Source organism: Nocardioides sp. BGA-UO-ETr-FS32, from assembly GCF_059567905.1.
The window spans coordinates 329,834-346,636 of the sequence record NZ_JCAQOX010000013.1 but is presented as its reverse complement, the minus strand read 5'-3'; the positions used below and the strand labels follow the sequence as shown (position 1 = coordinate 346,636).

Annotated in this window: 18 protein-coding genes; 5 read left to right on the top strand and 13 right to left on the bottom strand. The window is 73.1% G+C overall.

The features are described 5' to 3' along the window. Window positions 1-84: 84 nt before the first annotated feature. Window positions 85-774, bottom strand: coding sequence for a 4a-hydroxytetrahydrobiopterin dehydratase (locus tag AC57BS_RS06825; RefSeq protein WP_496410685.1), 690 nt, complete (start codon window positions 772-774; stop codon window positions 85-87). 40 nt (window positions 775-814) lie between these two features. Beyond that, complete coding sequence (locus AC57BS_RS06820; protein WP_496410684.1) at window positions 815-1,831, bottom strand: S66 family peptidase; 1,017 nt, start codon at window positions 1,829-1,831, stop codon at window positions 815-817. 25 nt (window positions 1,832-1,856) lie between these two features. Between AC57BS_RS06820 and AC57BS_RS06815 the strand changes: the two genes are divergently transcribed. Further along, complete coding sequence (locus tag AC57BS_RS06815) at window positions 1,857-2,309, top strand: DUF6973 domain-containing protein (protein WP_496410683.1); 453 nt, start codon at window positions 1,857-1,859, stop codon at window positions 2,307-2,309. Here the strand turns inward: AC57BS_RS06815 and AC57BS_RS06810 are convergent. The 8 genes from AC57BS_RS06810 to AC57BS_RS06775 all read right to left on the bottom strand — a co-directional run bounded on the left by AC57BS_RS06810 (window position 2,293) and on the right by AC57BS_RS06775 (window position 9,564). Continuing rightward, window positions 2,293-2,754 (bottom strand): deoxycytidylate deaminase, encoded by a 462-nt coding sequence (locus tag AC57BS_RS06810; RefSeq protein ID WP_496410682.1) that lies wholly within the window; start codon window positions 2,752-2,754, stop codon window positions 2,293-2,295. The genes AC57BS_RS06815 and AC57BS_RS06810 overlap by 17 nt on opposite strands. Then, window positions 2,751-3,167, bottom strand: a complete 417-nt coding sequence (locus tag AC57BS_RS06805; RefSeq protein ID WP_496410681.1) for a VOC family protein — start codon at window positions 3,165-3,167, stop codon at window positions 2,751-2,753. Before AC57BS_RS06805 ends, AC57BS_RS06810 begins: the two co-directional genes overlap by 4 nt. Before the next feature lies 1 nt (window position 3,168). Further along, the gene (locus tag AC57BS_RS06800) at window positions 3,169-3,915 is read right to left on the bottom strand and encodes a GNAT family N-acetyltransferase (RefSeq protein WP_496410680.1); all 747 of its coding nucleotides are present in this window, start codon (window positions 3,913-3,915) and stop codon (window positions 3,169-3,171) included. After that, window positions 3,912-5,162 carry a kynureninase gene (gene kynU, locus AC57BS_RS06795; protein WP_496410679.1) on the bottom strand — a complete coding sequence of 417 codons (1,251 nt, stop codon included), beginning with the start codon at window positions 5,160-5,162 and terminating at the stop codon, window positions 3,912-3,914. Before kynU ends, AC57BS_RS06800 begins: the two co-directional genes overlap by 4 nt. 53 nt (window positions 5,163-5,215) lie before the next feature. Next, a complete protein-coding gene (gene ilvD / locus AC57BS_RS06790) occupies window positions 5,216-6,907 on the bottom strand; it encodes a dihydroxy-acid dehydratase (RefSeq protein WP_496410678.1) in 1,692 nt (563 codons plus the stop codon). 68 nt (window positions 6,908-6,975) lie between these two features. Then, the gene (locus AC57BS_RS06785) at window positions 6,976-7,692 is read right to left on the bottom strand and encodes a helix-turn-helix domain-containing protein (protein WP_496410677.1); all 717 of its coding nucleotides are present in this window, start codon (window positions 7,690-7,692) and stop codon (window positions 6,976-6,978) included. Window positions 7,693-7,983: 291 nt separating this feature from the next. Beyond that, window positions 7,984-8,454, bottom strand: a complete 471-nt coding sequence (locus AC57BS_RS06780; RefSeq protein WP_496410676.1) for an SRPBCC family protein — start codon at window positions 8,452-8,454, stop codon at window positions 7,984-7,986. 9 nt (window positions 8,455-8,463) lie between these two features. Beyond that, on the bottom strand, window positions 8,464-9,564 hold the full coding sequence (locus AC57BS_RS06775) for a WD40/YVTN/BNR-like repeat-containing protein (RefSeq protein ID WP_496410675.1): 1,101 nt from the start codon (window positions 9,562-9,564) through the stop codon (window positions 8,464-8,466). Window positions 9,565-9,626: 62 nt separating this feature from the next. On the opposite strand from AC57BS_RS06775, the gene AC57BS_RS06770 reads away from it, so the two are divergent. From AC57BS_RS06770 to AC57BS_RS06760, 3 genes are read left to right on the top strand one after another with little or no spacing between them, the layout of a single operon-like run. Next, on the top strand, window positions 9,627-10,232 hold the full coding sequence (locus AC57BS_RS06770) for a PadR family transcriptional regulator (RefSeq protein ID WP_496410674.1): 606 nt from the start codon (window positions 9,627-9,629) through the stop codon (window positions 10,230-10,232). Between the two features lie 9 nt (window positions 10,233-10,241). Further along, window positions 10,242-11,156, top strand: a complete 915-nt coding sequence (locus tag AC57BS_RS06765) for an EamA family transporter (RefSeq protein WP_496410673.1) — start codon at window positions 10,242-10,244, stop codon at window positions 11,154-11,156. Next, on the top strand, window positions 11,153-12,304 hold the full coding sequence (locus AC57BS_RS06760; RefSeq protein ID WP_496410672.1) for a PQQ-dependent sugar dehydrogenase: 1,152 nt from the start codon (window positions 11,153-11,155) through the stop codon (window positions 12,302-12,304). Before AC57BS_RS06765 ends, AC57BS_RS06760 begins: the two co-directional genes overlap by 4 nt. On the opposite strand, the gene AC57BS_RS06755 is transcribed toward AC57BS_RS06760, so the two are convergent. From AC57BS_RS06755 to AC57BS_RS06745, 3 genes are read right to left on the bottom strand one after another with little or no spacing between them, the layout of a single operon-like run. After that, the gene (locus AC57BS_RS06755; protein WP_496410671.1) at window positions 12,285-13,097 is read right to left on the bottom strand and encodes an ECF transporter S component; all 813 of its coding nucleotides are present in this window, start codon (window positions 13,095-13,097) and stop codon (window positions 12,285-12,287) included. The genes AC57BS_RS06760 and AC57BS_RS06755 overlap by 20 nt on opposite strands. Beyond that, window positions 13,094-14,710 (bottom strand): ABC transporter ATP-binding protein, encoded by a 1,617-nt coding sequence (locus AC57BS_RS06750; RefSeq protein WP_496410670.1) that lies wholly within the window; start codon window positions 14,708-14,710, stop codon window positions 13,094-13,096. Before AC57BS_RS06750 ends, AC57BS_RS06755 begins: the two co-directional genes overlap by 4 nt. Next, complete coding sequence (locus tag AC57BS_RS06745; RefSeq protein ID WP_496410669.1) at window positions 14,707-15,819, bottom strand: energy-coupling factor transporter transmembrane component T family protein; 1,113 nt, start codon at window positions 15,817-15,819, stop codon at window positions 14,707-14,709. Before AC57BS_RS06745 ends, AC57BS_RS06750 begins: the two co-directional genes overlap by 4 nt. Before the next feature lie 183 nt (window positions 15,820-16,002). On the opposite strand from AC57BS_RS06745, the gene AC57BS_RS06740 reads away from it, so the two are divergent. Continuing rightward, complete coding sequence (locus AC57BS_RS06740; RefSeq protein WP_496410668.1) at window positions 16,003-16,746, top strand: hypothetical protein; 744 nt, start codon at window positions 16,003-16,005, stop codon at window positions 16,744-16,746. The last annotated feature ends 57 nt before the right edge of the window (window positions 16,747-16,803 follow it).

Below are 16,803 nucleotides of genomic sequence, written 5' to 3'. Positions count from 1 at the left end.
GGGACGGTCCGGCGTCAAGCGAGTGTGACAGGCGTCCCAGGATGTGGAACAGCCGTCTCGGAATGTGGCAGTTCGGTGGCTTTGTCACCCGCGGTCGAGCGGGGTGCAGATGCAGGAGCGGTTGCCGTCGGCGTCCTCGACGACCCAGTAGGACGGCGCCTCCGCGTCGCTGACGAGTCGCCCGCCGGCGTCGAGGACGGCCTGCAGCCGCCGCTCCGCCTCGTCGTGCGGCACCCACACGTCGAGGTGCCAGCGCTGCTCGTGGTCCTGCTCGGGCAGCACCGGTCCGACGTCGTCCTCGCTCGCGGCGGGCTGCTGGAACCACAGCGTGGACACCTGGCCGCTGGGGTCGACGGGCTCGCCGCCCTGCACCTCGCCGCCGATCAGGGCGGCGTAGAACGGAGCCAGCCTCGCGCCGTCCGCGGTGTCGAGCCCGGGCTCGACCTGCGTCAGCCCGGACACGTCCGCCGTCGCGCCCAGCTCGGCTGCGAAGCCGCTGATCTGCCGGGCCAGGTCGACGTCGCGGCTGGTGATGCCGCCGACGTCGTGGCTCGACAGCGTCACGATCACCTCGGGGTAGGTCAGCGAGACGTCCGGGTGGTGGTCGGCCTCGTCGGCCGCCGCGCCGATCCTGTCCACGAGGGCGACGCCGGTGGCGAAGTCGCCCGTGCGGAAGCGGGCACGCAGCCCGTTGAGGACCTTGCGCCAGTCGTCGAGGCCCGCCGCGAGGATCTGGTCGTGGGTGAGCCTGGTCTTCGGGTCCGGATCGCTCATGAGGACGACACTGCCACGGCCCACCGACAGCGGCTACCCGTCAGGCCAGGGTCTGGGTGACCTGCCGGGTGTCGCCGTCGACGAGGACCCTGGCCAGCGCCCCGTTGACGAGCGGCAGGTGGGGAGGCACGTGCCCGATCTCGAGGTCCCACACGATCGGCAGGTCGAGGCGACCGAGCGCGTCGAGCACCGCCTCGCGCTGCGTCAGCTCCGGGTGGTCGGGGGCGTTCGTCCGGCCGACCAGCACGGCCGCGGCGCGGTCGAACCACCCGGCGAGCCGCATGCCGTGGAGGTAGCGGCAGATGTCGACCGCATGGTCCTCGCACGCCTCGACGTAGACGATGGTCGGCTCGCCCAGCCAGTCGGCCCACGCCCGCACGTCGCCGTACGGCGTGCCGGCGAGGTGGGCGATGGTCTCGATGCAACCGCCGATGAGCCGGCCGGTGGCGTCGAGGCTGCCGCCGCCGTGGACCTCCCAGGCTCCCGCGCCCACGTGCTTCCACGTCGTCGCACGCGGGTCCTCCTCGAAGCGCCACCAGTCGGCGACGACGCCGGACCCGCGCTGGACGAACGGGCCGGCACCGCTCACCAGCTCGAGCCAGTGCAGCAGCCCGTCGGGGACGGCGTACGGCGTGTCGGCGAGGTTGTCACCGTGCAGGGTCGCCCACCCCAGGCGGGTGGTGATGGGCAGCATCACGGTCGTGAGGTCGGAGAAGCCGACGAGCCACGTCGGCTCGGCAGCGGCGAGGGCGTCCCAGTCCAGCAGGTCCACCAGGTCGATCGCCGTCTCGCCGCCCCACGGCGGCACCACGCAGGCGATGGCCGGATCGGCCAGCATCCGGGTCAGCTCGGCCGCCCGCTCCTCGGCAGGGGCCGAGGTCAGGCCGGTGCCGTCCATGCACTCCCCCACCTCCACGTCGTACCCGCGTCCGCGCAGCCACTCGACGCAGAAGTCGATCCGCGCCTCGGCGGCGCCGGACACGCCCGCCGACGGCGACGTCACGCCGATGCGATCACCCGGACGGAGGGGGCGTGGGAAGCGGAGTGGTGGAGCCATGGACTGATTCTGACAGTCTGTGTCCATGGGTTTCGGTGACGTGGTCCAGCAGGCCATCCATGCAGGCACCGGCGTGCCGCGGCTCTACGCTGCGGCCATCCGGGTCGGCCTCGGACCGGCCGGCGCGGTCGAGGTCCTGCGGATCTCGCAGGCCGCCCTCTCCGCCGCCGCCACCCACGGGCGTGGCGTGCCCGGGCGCAGCAACGCCCTGCGGCACTTCCTGTGGCAGGCCGCGCTCACCGCGCGCTTCGGGGTCGACGCGGCGCGCTCGATCGCGGCGGCGCAGGAGTCCTCGAGCCCCCGCCTTCGCGACTCGCGCGTCGACGAGCACAACAACGCGGCCGGCCAGGCGTACGGCTCCGAGCACGCCGACGACCTGGCGGGGCTCTCGCCGTCCGAGGCGATGACGAGCCTGGTGCCCGTGGCCCTGGCGATGTGGGAGGCCGGCGAGCTGGTCTGGGTCAGGCCCAGGAGGTGAGGCCCTCGCGGTCGTGCTCGCCCCCGGGCCAGACCGCGCGCACCACGCCGGCCGCCGCCAGCGCCTTGCGGCACCCCGGACAGGGCGGGTCGGTGATGTACGCCGTCGCGTCCTTGGTGTCGCGGGTCGCGAAGAGCAGCGCGTTGACCTCCGCGTGGATCGCGATGCAGAACCCCGGAGTGCCCGGCCGGTCGTAGTCGCCGAGCCCGGGCACGTCGTCGTACCCGAGCTGGCCGCGCGGGCACGCTCCCGCCAGGCAGTCGTCCTCGCCAGGGGCGGCCCCGTTGTAGCCGGTCGCGATGATCCGGTGGTCGATGGTGAGGACCGCGCCGACGCGCCGGCGCGTGCACTTGGCCCGCGCGGCGACGGCGACGGCGATGCCGAGGAAGTAGTCGTCCCAGCTGGGGACCTGCCCAGGGACCTGGGTCGTGTCGGGGGTGCTCACGGGAGTACGGACTGCCCGATCTCGCCGGGGTTGTAGGCGACTTCCCAGCGGAATCCGTCGGGGTCGGCGAAGTAGCCGGAGTAGCCGCCCCAGTCGCGCTCGCTCGCCTCGCCGACGTGCGAGGCACCCGCCGCGCGGGCCTGCTCGAGGACGGTGTCGACGCCCTGCGTTGTAGCGACGTTGTGCGACAGGGTGACGGGTGGCGTGCCGCCGCGGGCCGGTGCGTGGCCGACCTCGGCCGCGAAGCCCGTCTCGACCCACAGGCTCAGCACGACCTTCTCGGCGACCCGGAACATCAGCACCTCCCCCGGCACGTCGACCTCGGGCTCCCACCCCAGCCCGTCGACGTAGAAGCGGCGGGTCAGGTCGAGGTCGGTCACCACGAGGGTGATGAAGCTGACGCGCTGGTCCATCTCAGGCCTCCTGCTGGTCGACGTGCTGGTCAGGTGCGGGCGGGCGGGCTGCGAGGCGTACGCGCTGGCGCCCCATGTCGTCGAAGTTGCGCTCGTCGAGCCAGTCGTCGAGGGCCTTGCGGACCCGGGGCCACTCGCTGTCGGTGATCGAGAACCAGTCGGTGTCGCGGTTGCGTCCCTTGTGGACGAGGGCGTTGCGGAAGCGGCCTTCCCAGATGAAGCCGAGCCGGATCGCCGCCCGGCGCGACGCCGCGTTGAGGCTGTCGCACTTCCACTCGTAACGGCGGTTGCCGAGGTCGTCGAAGACGTGGCGCGCCAGCAGCGCCATCGCCTCGGTCGCGGCGCGGCTGCGCTGGAGCTGGCGGCCGTAGGCGATCTGGCCGACCTCGATCGAGCCCATCGCCGGGTCGATGCGCATCAGCGAGCAGAAGCCGACCGCGCGGCCGGTCTCCCGGGCCACGATCGCGAACATCACCCGGTCGGGGGCGTCCGCAGCGGCGTCGACGATCGCGGCCATCTCGTCGCGGGCGCGCGGCCGCTCCCACGACAGGTAGGTCCAGATCGGCTCGTCGTCCTCGCCGCACAGCGCGGTGAACAGGTCGTCGACGTGCTGCGGGCCGATCGGCTCGAGGCGTACGCCGACGCCCTCCAGGACGGTCGTCCGGCCGGGCGCGGTGGCGGGCGTCCAGTCGACCGGGCGTCCGATCCGCTGGCCGTGCTCGTTGGTGCGGGGCGTCGCGGCGCTCATCGCAGCGCCTCCGCCACGGCGGCGATGCCGCGCTCGACCTCGTCGAACGACGTGGACAACGGTGAGAGCCCGATGCGGAGGCCGCCCGGGTCGCGGTAGTCGGGGATCACGTCGCGCTGCCACAGCCGGGCGGTGACCTCGCGCATCCGGTCGTGGTGGAGCGTCACGTGGCCACCGCGGAGCGCCGGGTCACGGGGCGAGGCGAGGGTGACCTCGGGCAGCGTCGCGTCTGCGAGCTCGACCGCGTACGACGTGAGCGCGACGGACTTGGCGCGGATCGCGTCGATGCCGGCCTCCTCGACGAGCTCCAGCATGCTCTGCATCGCGACCATGCCGAGGATCGGCGGCGTGCCGGAGATGAACCTCCGCATCCCCGGCGCGGGCGTGTAGCCCGGCCCCATGAGGAACGGGTCGGCGTGGCCCATCCAGCCCTGGATCGGCTGCGTGAGCTGGCCCTGGAGGCGGGCGTTGACGTAGCCGAAGGCCGGCGAGCCGGGACCGCCGTTGAGGTACTTGTAGGTGCAGCCGACGGCCAGGTCGACGTCCCACTCGTCGAGCGCGACCGGGACCGCCCCGGCGGAGTGGCACAGGTCCCAGAGGACGAGCGCGCCCGCGGCGTGCGCGATGCGGGTGAGCTCCGGGACGTCGGCGAGCCACGCGGACCGGTAGGCGACGTGGTTGAGCACGACGAGCGCGGTGCGCTCGCCGACGGCGTCGGTGAGCTGGTCGGCGGTGACTCCCGCGGACGTGTCGACCTCGATCCACCTGAGGGTCAGGCCGCGCTCGGCGGCGATCCCCTCCGCGACGTAGCGGTCGGTCGGGAAGTTGTCGGTGTCGATCACGATCTCGGTACGGCCCGGGTCGGTGCGTACGGCGTGGTCGACGGCGGCGCGCATCAGCTTGTAGAGCCAGACGGTGGTCGAGTCGCCGACGGCGGTCTGGCCGGCCGCCGCACCGAGGGTGACCCGGCCGAGGTCGTCGCCCAGGCGGGTCGGCAGCTCCATCCAGCTCTCGTCCCAGCCCCGGATCAGCCGGCCGCCCCAGTCCTGCCGGACGAACTCGCCGAGGCGGTCGGCGGCGGCCGCGACGGGACGCCCCAGCGAGTTGCCGTCGAAGTACACGAGGTCGGTGCCGGCGCCGACGAACCGCTCCCGGAACCGGGCGAGGGGGTCGGCGGCGTCGAGCTGCTCGGCGCCGGACTGGATCGGGCCGGACTGGATCGGGCCGGACTGGATCGGGTTGGTCACCACGGCAACCTATCCGCCGACCGTTCCCCCACCTGACCAGGACCGGGCGTACGTCAGTAGCAGACCGCGCCGTGGGCCGCCGACTGCACGACCTTGCGGTACTTGCCGAGGACGCCGCGGGTGTACTTCGGCGGCAGCGGCTCCCAGCCCTCCGCGCGGGCGGCCAGCTCGGCCTCGTCGACGTGGACGTCGAGGGTCATGTTGGCCACGTCGAGGGTGATCTGGTCACCGTCGCGGAGGAACGCGATCGGACCGCCGTCGCTCGCCTCGGGCGCGATGTGGCCGACGCAGAGTCCGGTCGTGCCTCCCGAGAACCGGCCGTCGGTGATGAGCAGGACGTCCTTGCCCAGGCCGGCGCCCTTGATCGCGCCGGTGATCGCCAGCATCTCGCGCATGCCGGGGCCGCCCTTGGGGCCCTCGTAGCGGATCACCACGACGTCACCTGCCTGGATCGCGCCTTCGCCCAGGGCGTCGAGGGCCTTGCGCTCGCCGTCGAAGACGCGGGCGGTGCCGGTGAACGTCGAGTCGTCGAACCCGGCGCTCTTGACGACCGCGCCCTCGGGGGCCAGCGAGCCCTTGAGGATCGTCAGCCCGCCCGTGGCGTGGATCGGCCGGTCGAGCTGGCGCAGGATCTCGCCGTCGAGGGGCTTCGGGTCGAGGGCGGCGAGGTTCTCCGCCATCGTCTTGCCCGTGCAGGTGAGGACGTCGCCGTGCAGGTGCCCGGCGTCGAGCAGTGCGCGCAGCAGCACCGGGATGCCCCCCACCCGGTCGAAGTCGGTCCAGACGAACCGGCCGAACGGCTTCATGTCCGCCAGGTGCGGGACCTTCCGGCCGATGCGGGTGAAGTCGTCGAGCGTGAGGTCGACCTCGGCCTCACGCGCGATCGCGAGCAGGTGCAGGACGGCGTTGGTCGAGCCGCCGAGAGCCATCGCCATCGCGATGGCGTTCTCGAAGGCGGGCCGGGTCATGATCTGGCGCGCGGTGATGCCCTGGCGCAGCATCCCGACGACAGCCTCGCCCGACTTGTGGGCGAAGCCGTCGCGGCGGCGGTCCACCGCCGGCGGCGACGACGAGCCGGGCAGCGACATGCCGAGCGCCTCGGCGACGCTGGCCATCGTGTTGGCGGTGTACGCCCCGCCGCAGGCACCCTCGCCGGGACAGATCGCCCGCTCGATCTCGTCGACCTTCTCGCGCGTGATCTTGCCGGCCAGGCAGGCGCCGACAGCCTCGAACGCGTCGATGATCGTGACGTCCTTGCCGTCGACCTGACCGGGCATGATCGTCCCCGCGTAGAGGAAGACGCTCGCCAGGTCGAGGCGGGCCGCGGCCATGAGCATGCCGGGGAGCGACTTGTCACAGCCTGCGAGAAGAACGGACCCGTCGAGCCGCTCGGCCATCATCACCGTCTCCACCGAGTCGGCGATCACCTCACGGCTGACCAGCGAGAAGTGCATGCCCTCGTGGCCCATGGAGATGCCGTCGGAGACCGAGATCGTGCCGAACTCCAGCGGGAACCCGCCCGCCGCGTGCACGCCGTTCTTCACGGCCTTCGCGAGCCGGTCCAGCGAGAGGTTGCACGGCGTGATCTCGTTCCAGCTGGAAGCAACGCCGATCTGCGGCTTCTCCCAGTCGTCGTCACCCATGCCCACCGCGCGGAGCATCCCGCGCGCGGCGGCCTTCTCGAGACCGTCGGTGACGTCGCGGCTGCGGGGCTTGATGTCGGGTCCGTCGGCTGCGTGGGTCATGGCGTCAGGCTAGTGGCCGCTCCCCCGGATGGTCCCCTGCGTCTCACCCGCTCGCCACGTCCGGTCGGTCAGCCGGTGCGGCGGCGTCGGATCTCCTGGCGTCGTATCTCCTGGCGTCGTCGTTCGCGCTGTTCGTCGCGCCACTCGACCTCGGCGGCGAACTGGTGCACGGCCGGATGGTCGACCGGGACACCCCACCGCTGCCGCTCGTGGTGCTTGTCGTGCGGTGACAGGCAGAACCCGATCGCGGGATCACGCAGCTCACGTGAGCGATCCAGCCACTGCCACGCCTCGATCGAGGTCATCGCCCGCAACCGGCGCGGCAACCACCACCCCCGCGCCCGCAGGTCCACGTGCGCGGGGAACCGGCTCCCCGCATGCGTACGCGCCCCATCGGCACGCATCGGCTCCACCCGCTGCCCGGTCTCCGCATCACTGAACCCCACCCGCAGCCCCGCCAGCTGCAGCATCTCCTGCACCACCCGAGCCCGCGGACTCGTCCGACCGGTCTCCCACCGCGCCACCACCGACTGCGAGACCCCCAACAACGCCGCCAGCCCCCGCTGCGAGACATCCAGGATCCGTCTGACCCGACGCACCAGCCCCGGCACCCGGCCCGCGAACGGCCCCATCCACCACCACTCCCGCTCGGCCTCGGACCAGTTCACCATCGCATCCCGCTCCGGCCCACCCACCGGCGCGCCGACCGGCTCGGCCCCACGCTCGTCCCCACGCTCGTCCCCACGCTCGTCCCGGCGCTTGTCGTCCCCGTTCTCCTCGCTCACGCTCGCTCCACCCTCTCGGTGCACGGCCCCCGCCCGTCGGGGCGCCTCGTACCCCCATCCCACGCCCCACGACCGACACCCCGCACCCGTCATCCACACCCACCCCGCACACGCCGCCCGGGCAGCGCCTGTGGACACTTCACGGCCCCCTCTCGGCACCGCCAGCCCCTCCCGCGCGCGAAGGCGCCAGCCACCCTTGCCCATGAGTCGCCCACAGACTCGCCGGCAAGGGGCCACGGCAGAGGCCCGCGCGGACCGTGAGTCCCTCAGAGACTCACGGGCAAGGGAGCGTCAAGGACGCTGGCCAGCAGACCGCTCTGCCTCCTGCTTCAGCGCAGCCAGCCCCTTCTCGAAGTCGCTGCCGATCGCCTTGTCGAAGAAGAGCTTGCCTGCGAGGGACATGATCGCGCTGCGTGTGCCGGTCATCGTCCAGGTGACCTCGGTGGCTTCTCCCACCTCAGTGAGGGTGAAGGTCGTGATGTTGGTGGCCTTGAAGGGCTTCAGGAACTCGAGGTCGACCACGACGGCGGCCGGTGTCGACGTGGTGATCCGCATCTCGCCCTCGCCGGCCTTCTTGTTGCCCGACCAGCGGTACGTCGACCCGACCCCGTGGTCCGGACCGGAGTACTCGCGTCGGAGGTCGGGGTCCAGGCCCTCCCATGGCGACCACTTCTGCCACTCCCGGAAGTCGTCGACGAGCGCGTGCACGGTTGCAGGATCCGCGTGGATGCGCGTGGTGCGGGAGAGCGAGAAGTCGACCATGTGCGCGCGCTAGACCCTGGCCGCCCGGACGACGAGCACGTCCGGCAGGTCCTTGTGGATCTCACGCCAGGTCGCGCCCTCGTCCGGCGACGCCCAGACTCCGCCGTTGCGGCCACCGAAGTACAGGCCGACCTCGTCGTGGTCGTCGACGCACATCGCGTCGCGCATGACCGCGGTGTAGTAGCCGTCGGGGAGCACCCCTTCACCCAGGGGCTCCCAGGAGGACCCGGCGTCCGTCGTGCGGTACACACGGGCCTTGCCGTCCACCGGCCACCGGGCCTCCGCACCGGTGATGGGGAAGTTGTACGCCGTGTCGGCGCGGTGCGGGTGGGCCACCATGGCGAACCCGAACTCGGTCGGGAGGCCGGGGGCGATGTCCTGCCACGATGCGCCGCCGTCGTCGGAGCGGTAGACCCCGCCGTGGTTCTGCAGGTAGAGCCGTTCGGGGTCGACAGCGTCACGAGCCACCTTGTGCACGCACTGGCCGAACTCGGGGTAGTTGCGCTCGCCGGGGAAGAACTCGGCCTTCACGCCGGTGTTCGACGGCGACCAGCTCTCTCCGCCGTCGCTGGTGACGTAGACACCGCCCGTCGAGAGCGCCGCGAGCACCCGCGAGGGGTCTGAGGGGTGGGGCAGGATCGTGTGGAACGCCTGACCGCCGAAGCCCTCGTTCCACTCCTCCCGGTGCGGGTGGTCCCAGAGCCCCCGCACGAGCGAGAAGGTCTCGCCCCGGTCCGTCGAGCGGAAGACTGCGCCGGGCTCGGTCCCGGCCCACACCACGTCGCTGCCGCCGTCGTCGGAGAGCCCGGGCTGGAGCTGCCAGACCCGGGCAAGCGTGGCGCCGGTGTCCTCGGGGAAGCGTGCCGCGCCGTTGGGGGTCTCGTCCCACGAGGCGCCGAGGTCGTCTGACCGCCAGACCTGAGGGCCGAGCCAGCTCGACGACGCACCGGCGAGCAGGCGAGGAGTCGTGCCGCGGGTGTCGATCATGGCGGAGTAGACCTCCTCCATCGGGAAGTGCGGCCCGGTCCACTCCCACGACGAGCGAGTCTCGTCCGAGGTCCCGAGCCACATGCCCTTGCGGGTGCCGACCATGAGCAGAGTGCGCGACATCGGGCCTCCCGGCGCTGGAGAAACGAGACTATTCCGATTAGGAACACTACTCTCGGACCGAGATGAGTCAAGACATCCCGGTCACCGGTTACGCGATCCTCGGCCTCCTCACCTTCGGCGACGAGCTGACGGGGTACGAGATCAAGCAGCGCGCCGATGTCACGCTCCGCTTCTACTGGGTGTCGCCCGCGATGAGCCAGATCTACACCGAGCTGCGCCGCCTCGCCGACCACGGGCTGGTGCGGGCCGACTCCCGCGCCGACGGCGGACGGGACGTCACGACGTACGCCATCACCGCGGCCGGCCAGGACGCCCTGCGGAACTGGATGGACGAGACCCCGGCGGGCTTCCCGGTCCTCAAGCACACCGTCCTGCTCCGCCTGCTGGTCGGGCACGCGACAGAGCCGGAGCAGTCACGGCGGATGCTGCACGACTACCTCACCGAGCTCGACCAGGCCCTCCACGACCTCGCCGAGGTCCGCGAGTCGCTGCGCGGCGCAGACGGACTCGGCGAGCCGTTCCGCTTTCCCTCGCTGGTCGCGGACTGGGGGCTGGACTACTTCGCCGCGGAGGCACGGCACGCCCGCCGTGCGCTGGAGAGCCTCGCCGAGACCGGCGGCGAGACCGGCGACGAGACCGGCGGCGGGGGCAGACGCGCGGCTGAATAGGGTGAGGCGGTGACCACGCGAGCCAGCCGGGACGTGCTCGGCCCCGTCGGCCTGGTCCTCGTCGGCATCCTGTCGGTCCAGATCGGTGCCGCGATCGCCAAGGGGCTCTTCGGCGAGATCTCCCCCACCGCGATGGTCTGGTTGCGCCTGGCCACCAGTGCCCTCGTGCTGGCTGCCGTCGTCCGGCCGCGGCTGCGCGGACGGACCCGTCACGACTGGCTGGTCGTCCTCGGCTTCGGCGCCAGCCTCGCCACCATGAACTGGGCCATCTACCAGTCCTTCTCCCGCATCCCGCTCGGCATCGCGGTCACCATCGAGTTCATCGGCCCTCTCACGCTGGCCGTGCTGGGCTCGCGACGCGCCCGCGACCTGGTCTGGGTGCTGCTGGCGGGCATCGGCGTCGCACTCCTCGGATTCCAGCGCACCGGACTCGATCCGCTCGGCGTCCTGTACGCCCTGCTGGCCGGTGCGGCCTGGGCGGCGTACATCCTGCTCAGCGCGAGCACCGGTCGACGATGGGAGGGCTTCGACGGGCTCGCGGTGGCGAGCATCGTCGCCGCGTTCGCGATGACGACGCCGGCACTGCTGAGCGCCGGTACGTCGCTGTGGGACGGTCGCATCCTCCTCATCGGTGCGCTCGTCGGCCTGCTCAGCTCGGTCATCCCCTACAGCTGCGAGCTCGTCGCCCTGCGCAGCCTGCGACCCGCGGTGTTCGGGATCCTGATGAGCCTCGAGCCGGCTGCCGCGGCGCTGGCCGCCATCGTCGTGCTCCAGGAGCACCTCTCACCGGTGCAGTGGCTGGCCATCGCGTGCGTCGTCGCGGCGTCGATCGGGGCGACCCGGTCCGGCTCGACGCCCGGCGAGCCGCCCGGCCGTCACGGCGACGAGGACCGTTCGGCCGCACCGGGCACACTGGCGACATGAGACTGGTCCTCGGGTCGCTGGCCCTGGCGCTCGCCGTCTCCGGCTGCGCGGGCGACACCGCCGAACCGATCCCGCGGGTGACCCAGCCGACCGACCTGCCCAGCCAGCCCACACCCAGCGAGACCTCTTCCAGCGAGACCACGCCCGCCGAGACGACGCCCAGCCAACCCACGAGCAACCGCGACCCGCAGGCGGTCGGCACGCTCGTCGACCGCCTCGAGGTGCCGTGGGGCGTCGACTTCCTCCCCGACGGCGCAGCCGTGGTCACCGAACGCAACTCCGGGCGCGTCCTGCGCGTCACCGCCGACGGCCGGGTGAGCCTCCTCGGCGCGATCACCGCCGCGGTCCCGCAGGGCGAGGCGGGCCTGCTCGGCGTCGCCGTGTCCCCTGACTTCGCGACTGACCGGACGGTGTTCCTCTACCTCACCACCGACACCGACAACCGCGTCGTCAGGGCCCGGCTCGAGGGCTCGCGGCTCGGCGCGGCCAGCGTCGTCCTCGACGGCATCCCGGCGGGCTTCATCCACGACGGCGGACGCATCGCCTTCGGCCCGGACGGCCACCTCTACGTGACCACGGGCGAGACCGGCGACCCCGAGCTGGCCCAGGACCCGGACAGCCTGGCCGGGAAGATCCTCCGGATCACCGCTGACGGCGACCCCGCTCCCGGCAACCCCGACCCCGACTCCCCCGTCTGGTCGCTCGGCCACCGCAACGTGCAGGGCCTCGCCTGGGACGACGAGGACCGGCTCTGGGCCTCCGAGTTCGGCGCCTCCGAGTGGGACGAGCTCAACCTCATCGAGAAGGGCGGCAACTACGGCTGGCCCCGCGTCGAGGGCACGGGCGGCGGCCCGGAGCTCATCGACCCCCAGCTCGTCTGGCCGGTCGAACAGGCCTCACCGAGCGGGCTGGCGTACGCCGACGGGCACCTCTGGATGGCCGGGCTCCGCGGCCAGCGGCTGTGGCGGATCCGGGTCTCGGGCGACGGCAAGGCGTCCCGGCCGACGGCGTACTTCACCGAGGACTACGGCCGGCTGCGCACCGTGGCCACCGCGCCCGACGGGCTGCTCTGGCTCACCACCTCGAACCAGGACGGCCGCGGCGCCCTCACTCCGGTGGACGACCGGATCATCCTGGTCCGGCCGTGACCGGTGAGCCGGGGCGTACGACCGCGCGCCGCGCCGCGCGGCGCAGGGTCGTGAGGATCGCCGGGCCCAGGACCACGATCGCGACGGCGGTCGTGATCGCGCGGCCGGTGTCCCAGCCGCCGGTCGAGGTCAGCAGGGTGTAGACGAGGAAGCGGTGCGCGTTCTCGAGCACCGGCGCACCCGCGACGTACGCCAGCGAGCCCTCGTGCCCGGGCACCACGATGCCGAGGGCGAACGGCCAGGAGCTGAGGTTCATCAGCAGGCCGTAGAGGTAGGAGGCGACGACCGCGTAGGCGGCCAGCATCGCGATCTCGGCGCGGCCGCCGACCCGGCGCGGCAGCAGGCCGGCGCCCATCCCCACCCACGCCGCGCAGATCATCTGGAAGGGGAGCCACGGCCCGACCCCCGCCGTGAGCAGGGCGGAGGCAAACAGGGACGTGCAGCCCAGCACGAAGCCGAACCCGGCCCCGAAGACGCGGCCGCCCAGGACCAGCAGGAAGAACACCAGCTCGATGCCGGCCGTGCCCGCACCGAGGCCACGCATCACCGCGTTGATCGCGGACAGCACCCCGAGGACGGCCAGGACCCGGGAGTCCATGCCCCCCTCGCCCATCTCGGCGAGGACGACGACCATCACGAGCGGCAGCAGGGCGAGGAAGACGAAGGGGGGCTCCACACGCTGGCCCGGCTCGGCCTCGAGCAGCAGCGGCCAGCACAGCATCATCAGCCCGGCCGCCGAGGCCAGGACGAGCACCGCGGCGGTGCGCGGGCCGACGGGGAGGGCGGCGTTCACCGGGCGACCCCGCCCATGGCCGCGGCGACTTCCTCGACGACCAGCCAGGGCGCGCCGAGCACCTTGGTGACCTGCGGCGCGAAGGACGGCGACTCCGCCAGCACGCGACGCGGCGGTCCGCTGGAGACGACCTCCCCCTCGGCCATGACCACGACCTCGTCCGCGACGTGCGCGGCGAACTCGACGTCGTGCGTGGCGACCAGGACCGCGTGGTGGTCGGCCGTGAGGTCGCCGACGATCCGGGCCAGCTCGGCCTTGCCGGCATAGTCCAGTCCGCGGGTCGGCTCGTCGAGGAGCACCACGGGGGGCCGCGCCGTGAGCACGACGGAGAGCGCGAGCGCCAGGCGCTGGCCCTCGGAGAGGTCGCGCGGGTGGATCGCGTCGTCGATGCCCGGAGCGAGCCGGTCGAGGAGGTCGCGGCAGGTGCCGGGTGCCGCCTCCGCGCCGCGGTCGGCTGCGGCGCACTCGTCGGCGACCGTCTCGAGGTAGAGCAGGTCCGCGGCGGTCTGCGGGACCAGTCCGACGTGCGTACGCCGCTGGGCGGGCGCGAGCTCCGCGGGGTCGCTCCCCGCGACGTCGATCGAGCCGGAGCGTCGCCGCCCGGAGCCCTGGAGCGCCCAGATCAGGCTCGACTTGCCCGACCCGTTGCGGCCCATCAGCACGGTGGTGCGCCCCGACGTCAGGGTCAGGTCGACGTCGCGGACGGCGACGTGGCGACCGTGCACGACGGTGACGCCGCGGGCCACGACCAACGGGTCCGCCCCGGGTGCTGCAGCTTGGTCCGGGGCCGGGTCCGGGGCCGGGTCCGGGGCCGGCAGGTCCGGGAGCGTACGTGCGTGCCGGCGGGCGTCGCGCACCGTGAGCGGGAGGGGGTGCCACCCGGCGAGGCGACCGAGCTCGACCAGAGGAGGCGCGACGGGTGAGTCGGCGAGGACCGACCGCGGATCGCCGACGCGGACACCGCCGTCGCCCGTGACGAGGCAGATCCGGTCGGCGAAGGGCACGACCCGCTCCAGGCGATGCTCGGCCAGCAGGACGGTCAGGCCCAGGTCGTGCACGAGGCGGGTGATCGTCGCGAGGACGTCCTCCGCGGCCGTCGGGTCGAGCGCGGAGGTCGGCTCGTCGAGCACGAGCACCCGCGGGTGGGTGGTGAGCACCGCCCCGATCGCGACCCGCTGCTGCTGGCCGCCGGAGAGCGTACGCAGGTCACGCGCGCGCAGGTCGGCGATGCCGAGCAGGTCGAGGGTCTCCTCCACGCGCCGGCGCATCGTCTCGGGAGCGGTGCCGAGCTGCTCCATCCCGTAGGCGAGCTCCTCCTCGACGGTGTCGGCGACGAACCCCGCCAGCGGGTCCTGGCCGACGTAGCCGACGAGGTGGGCGCGCTCGCGCGGCGGCTGCTCCACGATGCTCCGCCCCTCGAGCAGCACCTCACCGGTCAGCACGCCGCCGGTGAAGCGGGGCACGAGCCCGGTGACCACGCCGAGGAGGGTCGACTTGCCCACGCCCGTACGGCCGGACACGAGCACCAGCTCACCCTCCTCGAGGGTGAGGTCGACCCCGCTGAGCACGACCTCCCGGTCGTAGTGGAAGCCGATCCCGCGCAGCTCGATCATGCGATCGCCTCCCGCCGGACCGGGGCGCTCGCCGGGACCGGCGTCGCCACGGCGGGCAGGGTGCCGATCACGCCGACCAGGAGCGCGAGGGGCGAGAGGTACGGGGCGACGTCGACGCCCGGGTAGGCGACGACGACCTGGGTGTGGGCGACCCACCAGCCGAGCACCGCCACGACCAGACCGGTGCCGACGGTGACCAGCTCCGGCGCGCGCCACGGGTCGGGCCGGTAGCGGGTGCGCTGCACCCGGCGTCCCGCGCTGACGAGGCCGAGCACCGCGACCAACACGCCCGCGCCCAGCATGGGGACGGCCAGGACCCGGGGCGCGGTGGGGTCGAGCCAGGCGTACGTGCCGACGCAGATGCCGGTGAGGGCGAGGAGGAGCAGGGACCCGGTCACCCACCGCTCCCGAGGGGACGCGCCGCCGGAGCGGCCGTAGCCGCGGGTGTCCATGCCTGCCGCGAGCGCCAGGGACCGCTCGAGCGCGTCCTCCAGCACCGGCACCAGGAACCGTCGGAGCCGACCGACGCCCGTCGTGCTCCCGCCCCTGAGCGCCTGCGCGGCCCGTACGCGGCGGGCGCTGTCGGCCAGCTGGGGGAAGATCGTCACGGCGACCACGAGCGCCGTGCCGATCTCGTAGAGCGCCGGCGGCACCGAGGCCAGCAGGCGCTTGGGGTTGGCGAGCGAGTTGGCGGCACCGACGCACAGGATGACCGCCGCGAGCCGCAGCCCGTCGTACAGACCGGCCAGCAGGGCCTCGCTGGTCACCGGTCCGAGCAGCCGGACCCCGGCCGCCCACGTGGGGAGCGGGATCTCGGGGAGGTCGAGGAGCACGTGGCCGACCTCCTGCCCGCCGAAGAGGATGCGGAACACCACCCGCAGCACGACGGTGAGCGCAGCGAGCAGGGCGTACAGGCGGAACGAGCGGCCGAACGGGTGTCCGGACCGGCGAGCCATGACCACCAGCGTCGCCGACCCCATCACCAGCACGAGCAGCAGCGGGTTGGTGGTCAGCGACGCAGCCGTGGCCAGACCGACCGCCCAGGCCCACCAGGCCAGGGGGTGCAGGTCACGAGCCAGCCCGGGACGGGTCAGCGCCGAAGCCGTCACGACGCGCCGGGCTCCCGTCGACGACGGGCCACGAGAGCGCTCGCCGCGACACCTGCGCCCAGCAGGCCGACCGCTCCCCAGGTGACGGCTGCCGGGACCTTCGTCGGTCCGTCGGCGTCCGGCTGGGCCGTGGCCGGCGCGTCGCTTGCCGTTGAGTCTCCTGGAGACTCAAGGGGCTCGGCGGTGGGGTCGTCCTCGTCGCTGGGCCGTGAGTCTCCAGGAGACTCACGGTCGCCGGGCCTCTTCTTCCCGCGCTCGCCCGAGCCCGCGGGTGACCTTGAGTCTCCAGGAGACTCACTGGCAAGGGGCGACTCGGACGGGGCGTCGGACGCCGACGCCGAGGGGCTCGACGACGGGGACGACGACGGGCTGCTGCCGCTCGACGGCGACGGGCTCGTCTGGGAGCCACCGCCCGAACCACTGCCCGAACCACTGCCCGAACCACTGCCGGAACCACTGCCCGAACCACTGCCCGAACCACTGCCGGACCCACCGCCGCCCGAGGGGGAGGACGTGGGCGAGGAGGACGGCGAGCTGGTCGGCGAGGAGGACGGCGACGACGTCGGCGACGGCGAGGCCGCGATCACCGGCGGAGCGACGCTGGGGGGTGCGGCGTTGCCGCTGCCCTGCTTCCAGGCCCATCCGACCGAGCCGCCGGCCGGGACGGTCAGGGAGCCCGAGCTGTACGACGAGTACGTCCACGATCCCGACGTGCCGTCGGACCACCACAGGCCCCAGTACGCGTCGGCGGGCGAGGTGGTGACGCAGGGGTCGGTGGTCGGGACGCCGTTGACCCGGCAGACGAACCCGGGCTGGCGCTGTGCGTACGTGAGGCTCACGCCGACGGACCCGACGATCGCCGTGGCGCTCTTGCCTCCGCCGTCCGCCGCGCAGGCCGTCGTCACTCCCCCGCCGAGCTCGCGATAGTCGACGACGACGCTGACGCCCCCGGCCGAGGTGCAGGTGGCCGCGGCGGCCGCGGGC

Coding starts and splice junctions, on each gene's coding strand:
- AC57BS_RS06825 (WP_496410685.1), bottom strand. CDS start 774: ATGAGCGATCCGGACCCGAAGACCAGGCTCACCCACGACCAGATCCTC.
- AC57BS_RS06820 (WP_496410684.1), bottom strand. CDS start 1,831: ATGGCTCCACCACTCCGCTTCCCACGCCCCCTCCGTCCGGGTGATCGC.
- AC57BS_RS06815 (WP_496410683.1), top strand. CDS start 1,857: ATGGGTTTCGGTGACGTGGTCCAGCAGGCCATCCATGCAGGCACCGGC.
- AC57BS_RS06805 (WP_496410681.1), bottom strand. CDS start 3,167: ATGGACCAGCGCGTCAGCTTCATCACCCTCGTGGTGACCGACCTCGAC.
- AC57BS_RS06800 (WP_496410680.1), bottom strand. CDS start 3,915: ATGAGCGCCGCGACGCCCCGCACCAACGAGCACGGCCAGCGGATCGGA.
- ilvD (WP_496410678.1), bottom strand. CDS start 6,907: ATGACCCACGCAGCCGACGGACCCGACATCAAGCCCCGCAGCCGCGAC.
- AC57BS_RS06780 (WP_496410676.1), bottom strand. CDS start 8,454: ATGGTCGACTTCTCGCTCTCCCGCACCACGCGCATCCACGCGGATCCT.
- AC57BS_RS06775 (WP_496410675.1), bottom strand. CDS start 9,564: ATGTCGCGCACTCTGCTCATGGTCGGCACCCGCAAGGGCATGTGGCTC.
- AC57BS_RS06770 (WP_496410674.1), top strand. CDS start 9,627: ATGAGTCAAGACATCCCGGTCACCGGTTACGCGATCCTCGGCCTCCTC.
- AC57BS_RS06760 (WP_496410672.1), top strand. CDS start 11,153: ATGAGACTGGTCCTCGGGTCGCTGGCCCTGGCGCTCGCCGTCTCCGGC.
- AC57BS_RS06750 (WP_496410670.1), bottom strand. CDS start 14,710: ATGATCGAGCTGCGCGGGATCGGCTTCCACTACGACCGGGAGGTCGTG.